Raw genomic sequence first — 16,421 nt, 5'->3', positions numbered from 1 at the left:
ATAGATGTGAATTTTTTAATTTTTTTCGCAAATGGTTTGTTACTTCAGTATTCATCATGCGTGTAACCTATGATTTGCTAACTATTTTGCCGAAGTGGCAGTACCTACCCAAAAGAAAAAGACCATCTCCTCAAGAGATCGTCTCAAAATAGTGGCCAAAATGAAGTTTTGCTTCGTTTTCTTTCATCCTATCAATGCCAAGTAAAACTGTGGTAGCTGGTCCTGCCGATTTCTCTAAATCCCACTCTGCTAAATGTGCATTTATGCCTATTCGTTCGCACTCGCTTTTAATTCCGGTTGATCCGACTGGCCATACTTGATGTACTAATCCTAGACTTACTGCTTCCTTAATCTTTTTCAAGTTTGCGATTTTTTCACTATTCCTAATAACTTCTTCCCCGACACTTGGCTTGCCGTATACACACCAGCGTACATTTTTATTCTTTTCTGTAACGGTTTCACCTAGCATCGTCACAGCAATTGCTGACTGCAATGTTTCCATATTGGTTTCACTGCTGCCGGTAATTTCTGGGCAATTTATACCTATTTCGTTAAATAGCTTTTCTATACCAGTGATATATTTATTCCAACTTTGGCTACCTGAAAAGTTATGAACTACTATGGACAGTGGATTTGCACCAGCTGCCCATTGTTCTAGTAATGCAACTCTTGCTGCGAAATAAGAGACTATTTCGTCTGGCGTTGAAACTACGTCATTCTTTTTTTCTCCGATGCCTGCGGAGTTATCTGTCGTTAATACGAATCCATTGGGCAATCGGCTCGCATTACGCATGAGTTTTCACACGTTTCATCACTCGCTCCACTACTGGCGAGACAATCATAGCGATTGCTGCATTTAAAATAGTCGCAAGTGTGATGCCTGGGAGGGCTGCCGCAAAGAATGCCGGTGAAATGATCCAGTAAAATGGTAGCGTTGCAAGGACACTATTAGCAAAGATAAAGAAAATCCATTTCCAAACGTGATGCCCTGATTGGTGCAGCTTTGTGAATACGTATAAAATGACAAACATTTCCACAGCTATAATTATATGCAATGGCCCTAACGGAAACCCTGCATATAAAGAGGATGATAAGTGACCTATTAGCGATGCAGCACCAGCATAAACGGGTGGCAGAAAGGAAGCTGAAATCAGCGCCGGCACCGTATCCAATGCAGCACTTCCGATGCCGACAGGAACTTTAATAAATGCCCCGACTGCGCATAGTGCTGCAAACATAGCCGCAAGTGTTAATACTCGAAGTTTCATAGAACCTTACTTCCCTTCTACCTTCTCGCTTCCTACATTTTTAAAAACTTTTGCACTGCGAACATATTCAACATCCGCAACGTTTTCTCTCACATTCGCTACACGTGCTGCCGCAAATAAATAATCTGATAAACGGTTTAAATAGCGCTGTACCACAGTCGGCACATCCTCTTGTGACTTCGTTAACGTAACAGTCAAACGTTCTGCACGTCTAGTAATGGTACGAGCAATATGAAGCGTTGCCGCAGCTGGAGTTCCTCCAGGTAGGATGAATCTCTCTAAAACTGGCCCTTCTTCAACTAGTACATCAATTCTTTTTTCCATTGCATCAATTGCTTCGTCTGTCATTTTATAAACGCGACGATTGGAAACATTTGCAAGGTCTCCACCACAGTCAAAGAGCTCATGCTGGATTGTTTCTAGATCCTCTAGAATATCCCCAAATTTCGATGAATCTAGCTCTGTTACTGCTTTTCCGATAAATGAATTCACTTCATCAATTGTTCCGTAAGCTTCTACGCGGATATCGTCTTTGTCCGTTCTTCCCCCGATTAAACCTGTTTGTCCTTTGTCACCTGTTTTAGTGTAAATTTTCAATTTGCCCATCTCCCTTTATTGTTTGTGATATACCGTACCATATTCGCGTTACACGCGATGCCTTTGTAAACAGCTGTTGATAAAATCGACCGACATCATCCCGCAGCTTGCGTATACTGGCATCCATCGGTACAATTCCTCGACCTATTTCCGTTGCAATAACGACCACTTCTGCTTGTGTACGCCACTTTTCCATTCTCTGTAGTAACTCATTACTTTCGGTCTGTAACAAATGCTCGACACCAGAAACAACAATCACTTCTACATTTGGCAATAAAACATATGCATCTACTTCAACATTTAACCACTGGACATTGCGTCCTTGCACCATCTGCTCTACATACGCTCGTTTTCCATTAAATGCTCCACCGAAAATGACGTGCATCGTGTCCCCTCCAATACAGCTTTTTTATCGGCCCAATACATTGTAAACATACTGCCATGAGGTACTTCCCAATCCCAAAAGTTCTTTTCTACAATTGCAAACTTGGTCAATAAAAACCGAATGGGTCCACCATGCGTAATGATTACTGGTTCCTCTAACTTTTCAAATGCTTCTAAGAAAGCTTGTAACACGCGATTTTCCATTGTTTGCATTGACTCCCCGTTTGGAGGTGCTAACTGCAACGGATTATCCAACCATTTTCTGTAGGAAGCTTCCTCTTTTAAATCATTATATGTTTTGTTTTCCCAATCACCAAAAGAGCATTCTCGAAAATTTGCATTGTCAGTATAAGGAACTCCGCTAAATAGTTGAGCGGCTGTTTGTTTGCAGCGAATTAAATCGCTACCGATTATTTCATTGGTTTCACACGCAATATTCTTTGTCTTCAATCCAGCTAGGATAGGTTCATCAGTCCAGCCAATATACTTTTTGTCTCGATTTGCTTGCGTAGGCAAATGCCTTATGAGAGTAACAACAATAGCGTTATCCATAGTATCACCTCCGAAATCTCCACACTTGCACCAAGTAAATCACCAGTCACTCCACCGAAATTTTTCAATATCCAATTAAGGAATAAACAAATAAAAGCAAATAACACAACCGCAAACGTGACGGCGACCATCCAATTTGTCATCCATCCTAAAGCAGCTAGACCAATAGCAAAATTACATATGGCTGCGATTAGGACGATATTTGCATTTATTTTTCCCTTGAAGTAATAAGCAAGACCACTTGCCTTAGCGGTATTCGTCAATGAAAATAACAGTGTAAGCGTAGCTCGTGAGAAAAAAGGAATTAGCCATACAAAAACCCAATGAAAGGAATCTGTCGATAACACTTCGGATACTATAATTACCTTACCGAAGACTAAAAAAACTACTGCCATCACACCAAAAGCTCCAACTCGTGGATCTTCCAATATTTCGAATCGCTTCAATCGATCTTTATAGGAAAAAAACGCATCCGAAGTATCTATAAAACCATCCATATGGAGACCACCAGAAAGGACAACTCCGAGAAGGACAATACAAAATCCAGTCATTAGTGAACTCCAATCGAAATAGAGCACTAAACAAGAAATGGCACCTATGCCTCCCCCGATCCAAGGGAAGATACTATACATTCCTGTAATCGATCGTTTGTCCATCGGTAAATTTTTGTTCACTGGAATGATAGTGAAAAATTGAAATGCTAACAAAATACTATTCATTTTTTCACCGCATTGTTAGATAAAGTAGTTAAAATTTTTCCCCACTTTACATGCTTTTTAAAATGGCTGGCCCATTCATTTATTTGTTCATTTGATGCCATTTGTCCATTTTTTTCTTCTCCGTCTTCTTCCTCAAATTCATTTTCAAAATAAGGGATGACTCCTAACACATCTATTCCTGTATATGTTTCGATGAAATCGATTCCGTCCTGAAATAAAGAAATATCTCCCTGGAACTTATTTATAATAATCCCTTTTACTCGTGCTCTTTGTGATTCTGGCAGTAGTTCAAGTGTCCCAACTAGGGATGCAAATACCCCGCCAAACTCAATATTAGCCACTAATATAACTGGAATATCTGCCATGTCAGCTACTCGCATATTCACTAACTCACGTTCACGTAAATTTACTTCAACGGGACTCCCCGCACCTTCTAATATTAAATACTCATAAGAGGCAGACAACTGGCTTAAACAATTTTTTATAAGTTCTTGTCCTTTTTCAAAAAATTGCTCTCGGTAGTGCATGCCACTCATTGTGTCCAACTTTTTTCCTAGAATAATTATGTCTGACTCCATATTCCCTATTGGTTTCAATAATATCGGATTCATCTCAGCTGAATAAGGGATTTTCGCTGCCCTTGCTTGCAAGGATTGCGAAACACTTATTTCCAAACCATCCTCTGTATGAATGCTTAAGCCCGACATGTTTTGCGATTTAAAAGGGGCCACTTGCTTTCCTTCATTTGCAAGAAGTCGACAAATAGCTGTACATATCAAACTTTTCCCAACGCTTGAAGCAGTACCTTGTATCATTAAACCCTTCACCTATATCCCTCACTTCCACTGGTGGCTTAAGCCATACTCCATCTCAAAGGCATGATCTGCCATCGCTACAAGCTTTTGATGAATTCTTCCAATCCAAGATTGATAAAGCGCTGTATCTTCATAATTTGATAAAGGTTCGTCGAGCACTTCATTTGAAACGATGACGACTAGTTTAGCTTTTTCTAATAACTGGTCAATTGTTTCATACAATTGCTCTTCTACTGATTCCATTTGTCCATCATAGAGTTCGTTCGCTAACCAAGTAGTGACACAATCCCATAAGATGCCGTCACCACGCTGGATTTGAGGAACAATTTGCTCAAAATGCTGTGGTTGCTCGAGGGTCACCCATTTAACTGAGTAATTCTCACGGTCAAGTTGATGCCTTTTTATGCGTTCTTTCATTTCACTATCTACTGCAACGCCAGAAGCGATGTACACATTTCGTTTTGCCAGCCTATGCATTAAATAATGTTCAGCAAAACTACTTTTGCCACTGCGCACACCTCCCGTTATGAAGATAAGTTTTCCTCGAACCATGCGCTCATCTCCTTTTGCAAGAACTTCATTTGAGGCTCCTCTTTCATCCCCACACGAAACCATTTGCCGTTAAGTCCTTTGAAGTTTTCTGTATGGCGAAGTACGCAACCTTTATGTAACAAGCTTTCGAAAAACTCCTTTGAAAGAGCAGGATCTGGCAATTGAAAACAAATAAAATTTGTTTGAGATGGTAGCACGATACAATTCCATCTCTCTAGAAACGCTGTCATTTGCTCTCGCATTTCTTTTGCAAATGCAATTGCTGTTATTCGGTAGTCTTCTTCTAGCAAACAGTCAGCTCCGACTGTCGTGGCAATCGCATTACTATTCCAATGTGATATTCTCGAACGGATATCGCTAACGATGGTTTTACTAGCCAGCGCGTACCCAAGACGAATTCCCGGAATAGCGTACATTTTCGTCATTGAGCGTACAAAAATAACATTTGGAAAATCTTTTAAATAAGGGATAAATGATTCTTTTTCATCTATAAAATCGAGAAATGCTTCATCTAAAATAACTTCACACTTATACGTCTTCGCATAATTTGCTATTTGAATAATTTCTTCTAATGGAATTAAATACCCGGTCGGATTATTTGGTCTACAAATGTAGATTGCTTCCGCAAACTCTACTTCATCGAGCACTTCATCCAAAGGGAGTTTCCCAGTTGCAATTATTTCCTTGATGTACACATTGTAAGGAGTAAGAGTTGCTTCATATTCAGAAAAAGTTGGATGAACCAATACAACGCGTTTATTTTCATATCGTTTTGCAAGGCTTGCGAATATTTCTGCCGCTCCATTTCCAACTATTACATTTTCTACTGGTACACCGTGAAATTTTGCAGCAGCTGATAAAAACGGTTCTCCCAGTGGATCTGGATATTTAGTAATTAGCTGTGCATACGTTGACCATTTTTCCTTTACAAAAGCTGGCGGTCCTAGTGGGTTCACATTTTCACTATAATCGAAAACCGTTTCAGGCATGCTCATTCCTAGTTGTTCATAAACGTGATGAGCATTTGCTCCGTGATTAGGTAATGCCAAATAATATCCCTCCGATCACCATCATCCATAGCCAAAATAGAATGACAGCCGAATTCAAATGAGAGAGGCTGCTTAATATATGGTTTGGCGATAATGGAACTTCACCAATCCCCATAAGTGCACGATTAGAAACAGTTCCCTTGTATGTATTAATGCCCCCCAGTTGAATACCCAACTGATAAGCAGTTGCAGCTTCTAGATAGCCGCTATTTGGACTTGGATGCTTTTTCGCATCCTGCCACCAGCCTTTCATCCGTTTACCAAAAGGCAACTTACTTTCTTTTTTTCCCCACAACATAATGATATAGCCCGTCAATCGACTCGGTATATAGTTTGCAATATCATCTAACTTTGCAGCAGCATATCCGAATTCGGAGTACTTTTCATTTTTATAACCGACCATTGAATCGAGCGTATTGATCGCTTTATATAACCAAAGTCCTGGAGCACCGGCAAATACGAAGGCGTAAAAAAGCGGTGCGGTTATACCGTCACTAATATTTTCCGAAACTGTTTCCACGACGCCCCGTGTAATTTCTTGTTCGTTTAACTTCTCTGTATCTCGACCAACAATCCAGGAAAGTTTTTGTCTTGCTGACGGTAAATCTTTTGCTACCAGTGGTTTATACACATCCATTGCGGCTACCTTTAAACTCTTCTGGGCAAGCCCTGATGCGATTAGAATACTTTCCACTGCAATTCCGACCCATATATGAACGGAATAGGCACCTATTAGAATAGCTAAAGTGGCGAAGAAGGTAATGCCAACGACTATAATAACGAGTAAAACTCCTTTTGCTTTGCGAGCTCTTCCTTTATTCAACCAGCCTGTCAGTTTCGTGATGAGCTTTCCAATGAACTTTACGGGATGTGGCCAACTTGGTGGATCTCCAATTATTCGGTCTAGTATCAAACCAATTGCTATAGCTATAATATGCGGACCCATTATGATTCCCAACCTTTTGCTTTTTTGTAAACTTGAATAGCTTCCACAGTGCATTCATACACACCAAGTCCAATTTTCTTACCTATTTCAGTAATTGGTCCTGCATAAGGAATATGCGTCCCTTTTTGTGTTGCTGCTATTAACACACTATCCGTTGATGTTCCAGTGGCAATCGTTCCCGTTCGCGGATCCTTCACTTGCTCAAATGCGAGAGCTTTTGTTTTCGCTTCGGTGGCTGTAATAACAGATTGTATAAAAGCTTCGTCCGAAAGTTCCCCATTTACAATTACCCATGTATTAATCGTTCCTATTGCTGGAAGCATCTCTACTTCATATGCTCTAGAAATGTCCACGGCATTCCCTACTCCCGCAGTCACCATAATGATAATATTACCAAAAGGTGTCTTATACTCTTTGATGACGGCATCCGTTGTCCTTACCGCAGTCATCATTCCTACTGTATCAGCTTCAGAAAATCCGTTATTCGCCAAGTAGACGAGCATTTCTTCTTGTACATTATCACAAGCATAACTAGCATCTACTCTTCTATTGACGAAGTTTTTATACCAGCCACTTCCTGCATTAATGACCGCAGAAGACCATGTCTTCAATTGTATTTCTGCTTGAAAAAGGACATAATCTTCCGTTACTTTGAAGTTTTCAGCGTTGATAATCCGCTCCTTATAACGTTCCATTACGTCTGGCAAAATGGTCACTTGAGGTTTTGGACGCTCTGGATGTGAAGTAGTACTTACTCGTGCTTCATAAACTGCTTCCACTAGACTTTTCTTTACTACTTCCTGTGGTTCCCCGATTACTTTTATCTGCCCCTGATCCATCAGTAAGAGGCGATCACAGTATAAAGAGGCAAGATTTATATCATGAAAAATACTAATAACCGTAATTTCATTTTCTATCGTTTGTGTTTTTATAGTATCGAGTAACTGTTTTTGATGGGCAATATCTAGATGATTGGTAGGTTCATCCAGCAGGAGTATAGGTGCTTGCTGTGCAAGGGCCTGAGCTACAAATACTCGTTGTTGTTCCCCTCCTGACAGCAGTTCCAACAGCTGATGCTCATATCTTTGGATGGCCGTTAGCTTCATCGCAGCTTGAACCGCCGCTTCATCCTCGTTAGACCAACTAGAAAACCAGCCGCTTTGGTGGGGGTAACGTCCGAGTGAAACAGTATCCCGAACCGTATGAGAAAAAGCCTGACTATGTAATTGTGGAAGTACTGCCATTTTTTTTGCGAGCTCTTTAGAAGCAAAGGATTGAAGTGTTTTATCTTCAATAAGGACTTCTCCTGATTTCATTGGTAAAATGCCACTTATCAATTTTAGTAAGGTAGATTTACCACTTCCGTTCGGTCCTAATATGCCTAGCATTTCTCCCTTTTTCACTTGAAAGGAGACGTTTTGGACAACTAGCTTTTCGTCGTAACCACCTGAAACATTTTTTATCTCTAGCATGGTGTTAAACGCCTCCTTTTTTACGTTGTTTAAAGAATATAAATGCAAACACAGGTGCTCCGATAAATGCTGTAATAACACCAATTGGTAACTCAGTCGGTGAAATAATCGTACGAGATACCAGATCACAGATGATTAAAAGCGAAGCCCCGTTTATAAAGCTCAATGGTAATACATGGCGATTATCCGAGCCAAATAAAAGCCTAGTCATATGTGGCACAACTAGTCCTACAAAGCCAATCGTCCCTGACACAGAAACGGCCGTACCAGTTAGCATAGACCCACCAATAAGTATCATCATTTTGCGCTTTTTCACATCTACTCCTAAGTGCTTGGCACGTTCTTCCCCAAACAGCATGGCATTAAGCTCTCTTCTGTTTATCCACAATAAAAACGTTCCGATAATAACAAAAGGTAAGGCCATCTGCACAAAGCTCCAGCCTCGCATCGACACACTGCCGAGCAACCACCCAATAATTTGACGCAACTCTTCACCAGTTAAAGCAATCATTAACGAAATTACAGATCCCAAAAAGGAACTAAAAATAATTCCTGTTAAAATAATCGTCTCCATTTTCATCCCACGATCTACTAGCTTGGCGAATGAAATAACTAATAGCATTGTCACTAACGCACCAACCATACTAAAGACAGGTAATGTAAATATCCCTAAAAACGGTATGGAAATCCCGAAAAAGAGCGTAGCCACAGCACCGACCGAGGCACCGGACGACACTCCTAATGTATAGGGGTCAGCAAGCGGGTTTTTAAGCAAACTTTGAAATGCAGCACCAGCAATCGCCAAAGATGCACCTACTAAACCAGCTAGTACCACTCGCGGCATACGAATCTTCCAAACGATATTGGTCGCTATCGCATCGGCCCCCGTATCCCATAACGTTTGGATCGGCACCTTCACAGAACCGACCGATACACCAAGCCAAATTGCTAACAAAAGCACAAAAATGGACATGATGTAACCGATCATTGATTTACTCACTAAAAGCCTCCGGATAGATTGCTTTCGCAACTTCTTCTAATCCTTCCACTAAACGTGGACCTTGTCTGCTCGTCGTGTCTTCATTTACTTGTATCACTGCATCATTTTGAATAGCAGTAACTGTATCAAATCCATCACGTTGTTTCACTTGTTCTACAATACCTTCTACGTAATCGTATGTGATAAGCATTACATCTGGGTTACGACTTACAATTTCTTCGGGATCAATTTTTACCCAACCTTCTTGATCCTCCATAATATTTGTAGCATTCAACATATTTAATATCTCTTGCATGAACGTTCCATTCCCTGTTGTATAAATTTCTGGAACATCCGAAGTTTCAACAAATACAGTTTTCTTCGATTCTACTTTTTGTACTTTTTGTTGGATATCTTCTACTTTTACTTTCATGTCTTCTACAATTTTTTGGGCTTCTTTAAGTTTCCCAGTAGCTCGACCCATTTCTTCAATAGTTGTATATGTTTCATCAAAATCCTTAGCGTCACTCACCACATACACCAAAATATTCGAATCACGTAGTTGTTGCAGTCCAGCTTCCGCCATTCCTACAATCGATTCATGCGCAAACACAATGTCCGGATCTAACGAAAGGATTTTTTCCACATTGAACTCCATGCCACCGATTTTTTCTTTCTCTAATGCCTCTTCTGGATAGCTTTCAAAATCGTTTACCCCTATAATTTCCTCATTCAACCCAAGTGCAAATAAGATCTCTGTATTACTAGGAATCATGGAGATGATTTTCTCCGGAGCTGCCTCTAACGTAACTTCTTCTCCAACGGCATCCGTCAATGTCATTGGGAATTCTATATTTTCACTGGCCGACTGCTCCGTCTCAGTACTTTCTACCTTTTTCGTTTCTTCCTGTGCGCATCCAACTAATAAAAGTACCGCCATTACAGCGATTAACCATCGTTTTTTCATTTTACATTCCTCCTAATTTAGACAATAAAAAATCTCCCATCCTATGATGAGAGATAGATAGGTATAAACCTGCGCGAAGTCACAACGAGCCAGATCTACACCAAACCTATCCTCGTAGGTAACGGGTGCAAAGCATATAGGCAGGTTTTCTGACTCGTGATATGTTCTATCACTTACAGTGGCGGGACCGTGCTGGACTTTAACCAGCTTCCCTTTTAACTCCAGCAATCCATTGCGAGAGCACCTCTATGCATTAAATTATTCATATTGCTTTGCCTTCATTATACCTTATTTTATACAACTGTCGACTTCGTTTTGAGTGAAGCGTTGTCTGACCTTTTTACTGGTGGATAGTGGGAGACTCTCTTTTACATGACGATGTTGCTCTCGTATAGATTGAAATCTCTCTCGTATAGATCATAAGCTCTCTCATATAGATGGGTCAATCTCGTATAGGACAGATACACTCTCGTGTAGGCTTCGATTACTCTCGTATAGATGCTCATCTCTCTCTTATAAGTGGTTACTTGCGTTCGATTGTTGTTTACTCACTCTCAGTCGACTTTTACTGGCGCTTAAGTTGGAAATACTACTTGCCGACGTGCCCTGTTTATTTGCTGTTGGAGGCTATGAGGATATTTTCTCCAAATTTACTCTCTTTATTCGAAGCAGAATTACAAAAACCCTCGACCGAAGTCGAGGGTTTTCTATTTACATTTGTTCTGGAGCAGATACACCTAGTAAACGTAAGGCATTTGCAATTGTTTCTCGCGCAGCAGTTACTAGTGCCAGACGAGCTTCTGTTTGAGGAAGATTATCCGCATTTAATACTTTGTCTGCGTTATAGAAGCTATGGAAAGTCGTTGCTAGTTCTTGGATATAGATTGCAATACGGTGAGGAGCACGAAGTTTTGCAGCATCTGCAACTATCTGTGGGAAGTCACCAATTTTTTTAAGTAAGTCTAATTCTTTTTCACTTTGCAATAACTCAAGTGAATCAGTCGATACTTTCATTCCTTGCGTTTCTGCTGATCGTAAAATCGAACAAATACGTGCGTGTGCATATTGAGCGTAAAATACTGGGTTTTCATTGGATTGAGAAACAGCTAAGTCTAAATCGAAATCCATATGTGAGTCACCTGAACGCATACCGAAGAAATAACGTACTGCATCCAGTCCTACTTCTTCTACAAGTTCACGCATGGTAACAGCTTTACCTGTACGTTTACTCATTTTCATTTTTTCGCCGTCTTTATATAATTGGACCATTTGAATAATCGATACTTCTAGTTTTTCACGCTCATATCCAAGTGCTTCAATGGCTGCTTTCATACGTGGAATGTAGCCATGGTGGTCTGCTCCCCAAATATTAATCAGTTGATCGAATCCACGAACTAACTTATCTTCATGGTACGCAATATCTGGTAATAAATAAGTGAAAGAACCATCACCTTTAATAAGCACGCGATCCTTATCATCTCCAAATGTCGTCGAACGGAACCATGTAGCTCCTTCTTCTTCAAAAATATGACCATTTGCACGTAACTTATCTAAAGCCACTTCAATTTTGCCGTTCTCATATAAAGAAGTTTCCGAGAACCAGTTATCAAAACCAACACGGAAATCAGCTAAGTCTTTTTGTAGTTTAGCAAGCTCTACTTTTAACCCATGTGCACGGAATACTTTGTAGCGTTCTTCATCTGACATAGAGACAAATTTATCGCCATGTTCTGCAACAAGAGCTGCAGCAATATCGATAATATCTTGCCCATGATAGCCACCTTCAGGCATTTCTTTGTCTAATCCTTGAGCTTGGAAATAACGAGCTTCAATTGAGATCGCTAAGTTATGAATTTGGTTTCCTGCGTCATTAATATAATATTCACGAGCAACATCAAATCCTGCAAAATCAAGAACGTTACTTAAAGAATCACCTACAGATGCCCCACGTGCATGTCCTAAATGTAAATCACCAGTTGGATTTGCAGAAACAAATTCTACTTGAATTTTCTCTCCAGCACCTGAAGTTGAGCGGCCGTAGTTTTCTTTTTCTGTTAAAGCAGCCTTCACTACATCTTGTAAGTAATCTTTACGAACAGTAATATTCATAAATCCAGGACCTGCAATATCCACTTTTTCCATCATTGTTCCAGACAATTCTAGGTTTTCTATGATTGCCTCCGCCACTTGACGAGGATTCTTTTTCGCAAGTTTTGTTAATTGCATCGCAATATTTGTTGCATAGTCTCCATTTACTTTGTCTCTTGGAGTTTCAAGTTGGATAGTTGGAATTTGCTCTTCCGTTACAAGTTCTGCTTTCACTATTGCCTGTTGTAATGCATCTTTAATGGTTTGTTGTAGCTTTTCTACTGCGTTCATTTATTCCGCCTCCGTATAAGTTAGTTCTAATGTATATGTACCGGCCACTTCTTCATTTATAATTAGCTCATATTTCACTTGAAAGCGTCCAACCTCAAAGTGTAAGTGCTTCGTATTTGTTGTAATAATCATTGTCCCATATTGAGTTTCATAGCTCCCAGTTTGGAACTCTCCACGTTCAAGAGGCAAACGCATTTTGACTCCACCACTTCGTAATATCAAGGCATTCTGCCCACTTAGTTTCACAGTCGTTCGAATAGTCTTTTCATTTTGAGATTCTTCATAAACTAAATAATTTTGTTCGCCTCTTAGTGTTAAAATGCCTTTTGTTTTTATGTTGATTGTTTCTTCTTGGACATTTGGATGACGAATTGTAGAAACTAATTGTACTTTTACTGTCTTTTGTACTGGTGTAGACATGCTTAACATCCTTTGTAGATATTTTATTTATGTCAGCTTCTCAGTTTGCAATAACTAGCGATAGGAAGCTTATTCACACTAACGTTGCATTTTACTATAACCTTCATATTATAGCTTAAATTTAACGTTTATGACAACCAATTGCATAAAAATGTATACCATATTTAGTCTGAAAGGCTATAATAGATTCAGATTATTAAGAAGGTGACTCTATTGCTAATTGACTTTATTATTAACTTTTGTATTCTTTTTACTTTTGCAATTCTTACCTACATACCATTTCAAAACAAATTAAATGTTTATATTCCATCTTCTAAATACACCCCTTTTATACTTGGATTGTTAAGTGGACTTACTGGTTGTTTGTTAATGTTAACTGCTATAAACATTACTGATGTCGTTATTATGGACGGAAGAATGGCTGTTATTGCATTATCTGGTGTCTTAGGAGGACCATTCGCACCAATTATAAGCGGCATTATTATCGGAGTGTTCCGTTTGTTTATGTACGGATATTCTACAAGTGCTCTTATAGCAGGAAGTAGCACTATTATAGTGGGATTGGTTATTGGAGTTTGCAGTTGGAAGAAAACAATGACCTTTCAAAACGTCCCTTACTTTTTTGGTTATTCCATCATACAAACTTCTATTGTTTTAGGTTTCTTAGGCAGTTGGAAATTTGAAACGTCGTTAGCTATTATCAGTTTTATCATATTTTCAATCGTGTCTTTTTCCATTATTTTCATTATCCTTAAACAGCTAAGCTCTCTATTTGAAAAAATAAAGCATATTGAAGAGATATCTGTAACAGACTATCTTACGGGTCTATATAATAACCGTAAATTCCAAGAACATACTCAAAATCTTATAGCAAAAAATGAAATTTTTTCACTCCTATTACTAGACATAGACTATTTCAAAAAGGTCAACGATACATATGGGCACCCCGTTGGAGATGAAGTATTGAAAGAATTAGCACTCCGAATGAAAGATACTAGTAAACCTTTTGGGGGTATTGTTTCTCGAAATGGAGGAGAAGAGTTTTCCATACTCCTCCCAAATACTACAGATGAAAAAGCACTGGAAGTTGCTGATCTAGTTCGACAATCAATAGAAAAGAAATTATTTCAAATCTCAACTGGAGAAAAGTTAGATATAACTACTTCAGGCGGTATTAGTACTTTCCCACAAGATGCTGTAACCACACATGAATTATACAAACTTGCTGATGAAGCCCTTTACCTTGCTAAAACTTCTGGAAGAAATAAAGTAGTTCATATCAATCAAAATATATTGTTTTGATAAAAAAGTGATGCCCTTAGTTAGGACATCACTTTTTCTGCGTTCTATTTTACCCATCCTAATATTATTTCACGTAGTAATTTACTAGCAGTGTTTACTGTTTGCTCCTGCGTTAGCTCGTCGCAGTAACACCAGATACTCCGTTGTTCTACTTAACCCAACCCAATATCATTTCACGTAGTAATTTACTAGCAGTGTTTACTGTTTGCTCCTGCGCAAGCTCGTCGCAGTAACACCAGATACTCCGTTCTACTTAACCCAACCCAATATCATTTCACGTAGTAATTTACTAGCAGTGTTTACTGTTTGCTCTGATGGATCGTAATTTGGTGCTACTTCGACTAAATCGAAACCTACTACATTTACGCCGGAGTTTGCAATTGCGTGGATAGAAGCTAAAAGCTCACGACTTGTGATTCCGCCACAATCTACAGTTCCAGTTCCTGGTGCGTGCGCTGGGTCAAGAACGTCGATGTCAATTGTGACATAGACTGGACGTCCCTCAAGTGTTGGTAGCACTTTTTTCAGAGGCTCTAAAACTTCGAACTTGTGAATTTGCATACCATTTTCTTTTGCCCAGTCAAACTCTTCTTTCATGCCTGAACGAATTCCAAATGAATAGACGTTTTTAGGACCGATATATTCAGCAATTTTACGAATAGGTGTCGAATGAGAAAGCGGTTCTCCTTCATACTCCTCGCGTAAATCTGTATGTGCATCCATATGGATAATGGCTAGATTATCATAGTTATCTGCCACTGTCCTCATGACAGGCCAGGACACTAGATGCTCTCCACCCATGCCTACTGGAATCTTCCCATTTATCAGTAATTGGCGGATAAAGCCTGCAATTAACTCTAAGCTTTTCTCTGCATTACCAAATGGTAAAGGAATATCCCCTGCATCAAAATAGTTCACATCATCTAGCTCGCGGTCAAGATACGGGCTATACTCCTCTAAACCTATTGAAGCTTCACGGATACGACCAGGACCAAAACGTGATCCAGGACGATAGCTTACAGTCCAGTCCATTGGCATTCCATAAATGACTGCTTGTGCTTCATCATAATTTTGTTTGCTTTTTATAAAAACATTTCCTGAGTATTCTTCACTAAATCGCATAGCCTTACTCTCCTGCAAGATCTTTCACAAATTTTGGTAGTACAAATGCCGCTTTATGAAGCTCTTTTGTGTAATACTTTGTTTCAATATCAAAGTATTGCTCGTCCGGAACTTGAAGTGGATCATACTTTTTAGATCCAATTGTAAAGCACCAAAGTCCGCTTGGATATGTAGGAATGTTTGCCAAATACATATTAGTTATTGGGAAGATTTCCTTTACGTCTTTTTGAACTTGGCGGATTAAATCTGCCTTAAACCATGGGTTGTCCGATTGTGCAACGAATAGACCATCTTCTTTTAAAGCTCTAGAAATTCCAGCATAGAAACCTTTTGTAAATAGGTTTACTGCTGGTCCTACTGGTTCTGTAGAATCTACCATAATCACATCATATTCATTTTCAGATTCTGCAATATGCATGAAACCATCGCCTACTTGCACGTCTACGCGAGGATTTTCTAATTCACATGCGATTTCTGGTAAATATATTTTTGAATACTCAATTACTTTTCCATCTATATCAACAAGTGTAGCTTTCTTCACTTTTGGATGCTTCATAATTTCACGAATTACTCCACCGTCTCCACCACCAACTACTAACACATTTTCAGGGTTAGGATGTGTGAATAAAGGAACATGCGCAACCATTTCATGGTATACAAACTCATCTTTTTGAGAGGTCATTACCATGCCATCTAAGAAGAGCATATTTCCCCATTCTTCTGTTTCTGCCATTTCTAACAATTGAAAATCTGTTTGCTCGGTATGAAGAGTGCGATTCACCTTCATTGTGATGCCAAAATTCTCGGTTTGCTTCTCTGTAAACCAAAATCCAGCCATTTATCTATCTCCGTTTCTACAATAGTTTTTGGTATTTATAAAAAAAATAAATACATTGAA

General features: G+C 39.3%; 18 protein-coding genes and 1 riboswitch. Of the genes, 1 reads left to right on the top strand and 17 read right to left on the bottom strand.

Features of this window, described 5'->3' with window-relative positions:
• Positions 1-130: 130 nt before the first annotated feature.
• From MHI47_RS03015 to MHI47_RS02945, 15 genes are all read right to left on the bottom strand, one after another.
• On the bottom strand, positions 131-793 hold the full coding sequence (locus MHI47_RS03015) for a hypothetical protein (RefSeq protein WP_340829421.1): 663 nt from the start codon (positions 791-793) through the stop codon (positions 131-133).
• Entirely contained in the window at positions 786-1,268 is a 483-nt protein-coding gene (locus MHI47_RS03010) for an ECF transporter S component (protein WP_340761458.1), read from the bottom strand. Before MHI47_RS03010 ends, MHI47_RS03015 begins: the two co-directional genes overlap by 8 nt.
• Positions 1,269-1,274: 6 nt before the next feature.
• The gene (locus tag MHI47_RS03005; protein WP_340768223.1) at positions 1,275-1,865 is read right to left on the bottom strand and encodes a cob(I)yrinic acid a,c-diamide adenosyltransferase; all 591 of its coding nucleotides are present in this window, start codon (positions 1,863-1,865) and stop codon (positions 1,275-1,277) included.
• A complete protein-coding gene (locus MHI47_RS03000) occupies positions 1,849-2,250 on the bottom strand; it encodes a bifunctional adenosylcobinamide kinase/adenosylcobinamide-phosphate guanylyltransferase (RefSeq protein ID WP_340761457.1) in 402 nt (133 codons plus the stop codon). The genes MHI47_RS03005 and MHI47_RS03000 overlap by 17 nt, the downstream gene beginning before the upstream one ends.
• Positions 2,202-2,801 (bottom strand): histidine phosphatase family protein, encoded by a 600-nt coding sequence (locus MHI47_RS02995; RefSeq protein ID WP_340829418.1) that lies wholly within the window; start codon positions 2,799-2,801, stop codon positions 2,202-2,204. Before MHI47_RS02995 ends, MHI47_RS03000 begins: the two co-directional genes overlap by 49 nt.
• Positions 2,771-3,520, bottom strand: a complete 750-nt coding sequence (cobS, locus tag MHI47_RS02990; RefSeq protein WP_340829416.1) for an adenosylcobinamide-GDP ribazoletransferase — start codon at positions 3,518-3,520, stop codon at positions 2,771-2,773. The genes MHI47_RS02995 and cobS overlap by 31 nt, the downstream gene beginning before the upstream one ends.
• On the bottom strand, positions 3,517-4,347 hold the full coding sequence (locus MHI47_RS02985) for a cobyric acid synthase (RefSeq protein ID WP_340829411.1): 831 nt from the start codon (positions 4,345-4,347) through the stop codon (positions 3,517-3,519). The genes cobS and MHI47_RS02985 overlap by 4 nt, the downstream gene beginning before the upstream one ends.
• Before the next feature lie 9 nt (positions 4,348-4,356).
• Positions 4,357-4,851: a bifunctional adenosylcobinamide kinase/adenosylcobinamide-phosphate guanylyltransferase gene (locus MHI47_RS02980; RefSeq protein WP_340829409.1), complete on the bottom strand. Its 495-nt coding sequence runs from the start codon at positions 4,849-4,851 to the stop codon at positions 4,357-4,359.
• Positions 4,852-4,859: 8 nt separating this feature from the next.
• Positions 4,860-5,936 (bottom strand): pyridoxal phosphate-dependent aminotransferase, encoded by a 1,077-nt coding sequence (locus tag MHI47_RS02975; protein ID WP_340829408.1) that lies wholly within the window; start codon positions 5,934-5,936, stop codon positions 4,860-4,862.
• The gene (cbiB, locus tag MHI47_RS02970; RefSeq protein WP_340768215.1) at positions 5,923-6,882 is read right to left on the bottom strand and encodes an adenosylcobinamide-phosphate synthase CbiB; all 960 of its coding nucleotides are present in this window, start codon (positions 6,880-6,882) and stop codon (positions 5,923-5,925) included. Before cbiB ends, MHI47_RS02975 begins: the two co-directional genes overlap by 14 nt.
• On the bottom strand, positions 6,882-8,354 hold the full coding sequence (locus tag MHI47_RS02965; protein ID WP_340829406.1) for an adenosylcobinamide amidohydrolase: 1,473 nt from the start codon (positions 8,352-8,354) through the stop codon (positions 6,882-6,884). The genes cbiB and MHI47_RS02965 overlap by 1 nt, the downstream gene beginning before the upstream one ends.
• A gap of 4 nt (positions 8,355-8,358) precedes the next feature.
• Positions 8,359-9,342, bottom strand: a complete 984-nt coding sequence (locus tag MHI47_RS02960) for a FecCD family ABC transporter permease (protein ID WP_419958817.1) — start codon at positions 9,340-9,342, stop codon at positions 8,359-8,361.
• A 4-nt stretch (positions 9,343-9,346) separates the two neighbouring features.
• Complete coding sequence (locus MHI47_RS02955) at positions 9,347-10,300, bottom strand: ABC transporter substrate-binding protein (protein ID WP_340829404.1); 954 nt, start codon at positions 10,298-10,300, stop codon at positions 9,347-9,349.
• A 122-nt stretch (positions 10,301-10,422) separates the two neighbouring features.
• Positions 10,423-10,563: riboswitch (cobalamin riboswitch) on the bottom strand.
• Positions 10,564-11,011: 448 nt separating this feature from the next.
• Positions 11,012-12,679, bottom strand: coding sequence for an arginine--tRNA ligase (gene argS / locus MHI47_RS02950; protein ID WP_340829402.1), 1,668 nt, complete (start codon positions 12,677-12,679; stop codon positions 11,012-11,014).
• Positions 12,680-13,099, bottom strand: a complete 420-nt coding sequence (locus MHI47_RS02945; protein WP_340829401.1) for a DUF1934 domain-containing protein — start codon at positions 13,097-13,099, stop codon at positions 12,680-12,682. It lies immediately after the preceding gene.
• 213 nt (positions 13,100-13,312) lie between these two features.
• On the opposite strand from MHI47_RS02945, the gene MHI47_RS02940 reads away from it, so the two are divergent.
• Positions 13,313-14,401, top strand: coding sequence for a diguanylate cyclase (locus MHI47_RS02940; protein ID WP_340829399.1), 1,089 nt, complete (start codon positions 13,313-13,315; stop codon positions 14,399-14,401).
• A 249-nt stretch (positions 14,402-14,650) separates the two neighbouring features.
• Here the strand turns inward: MHI47_RS02940 and speB are convergent, their stop codons facing one another.
• A complete protein-coding gene (speB, locus tag MHI47_RS02935; protein WP_340761443.1) occupies positions 14,651-15,523 on the bottom strand; it encodes an agmatinase in 873 nt (290 codons plus the stop codon).
• A 4-nt stretch (positions 15,524-15,527) separates the two neighbouring features.
• Positions 15,528-16,361 (bottom strand): spermidine synthase, encoded by an 834-nt coding sequence (gene speE / locus MHI47_RS02930; protein ID WP_093535831.1) that lies wholly within the window; start codon positions 16,359-16,361, stop codon positions 15,528-15,530.
• Positions 16,362-16,421 lie beyond the last annotated feature (60 nt).

The sequence above is a fragment of the Psychrobacillus sp. FSL H8-0487 genome (genome assembly GCF_038008385.1).
Classification (GTDB): domain Bacteria; phylum Bacillota; class Bacilli; order Bacillales_A; family Planococcaceae; genus Psychrobacillus; species Psychrobacillus psychrotolerans.
The sequence above is the reverse complement of the archived record's forward strand: the minus strand, read 5'-3'. Positions and strand labels throughout refer to the sequence as shown.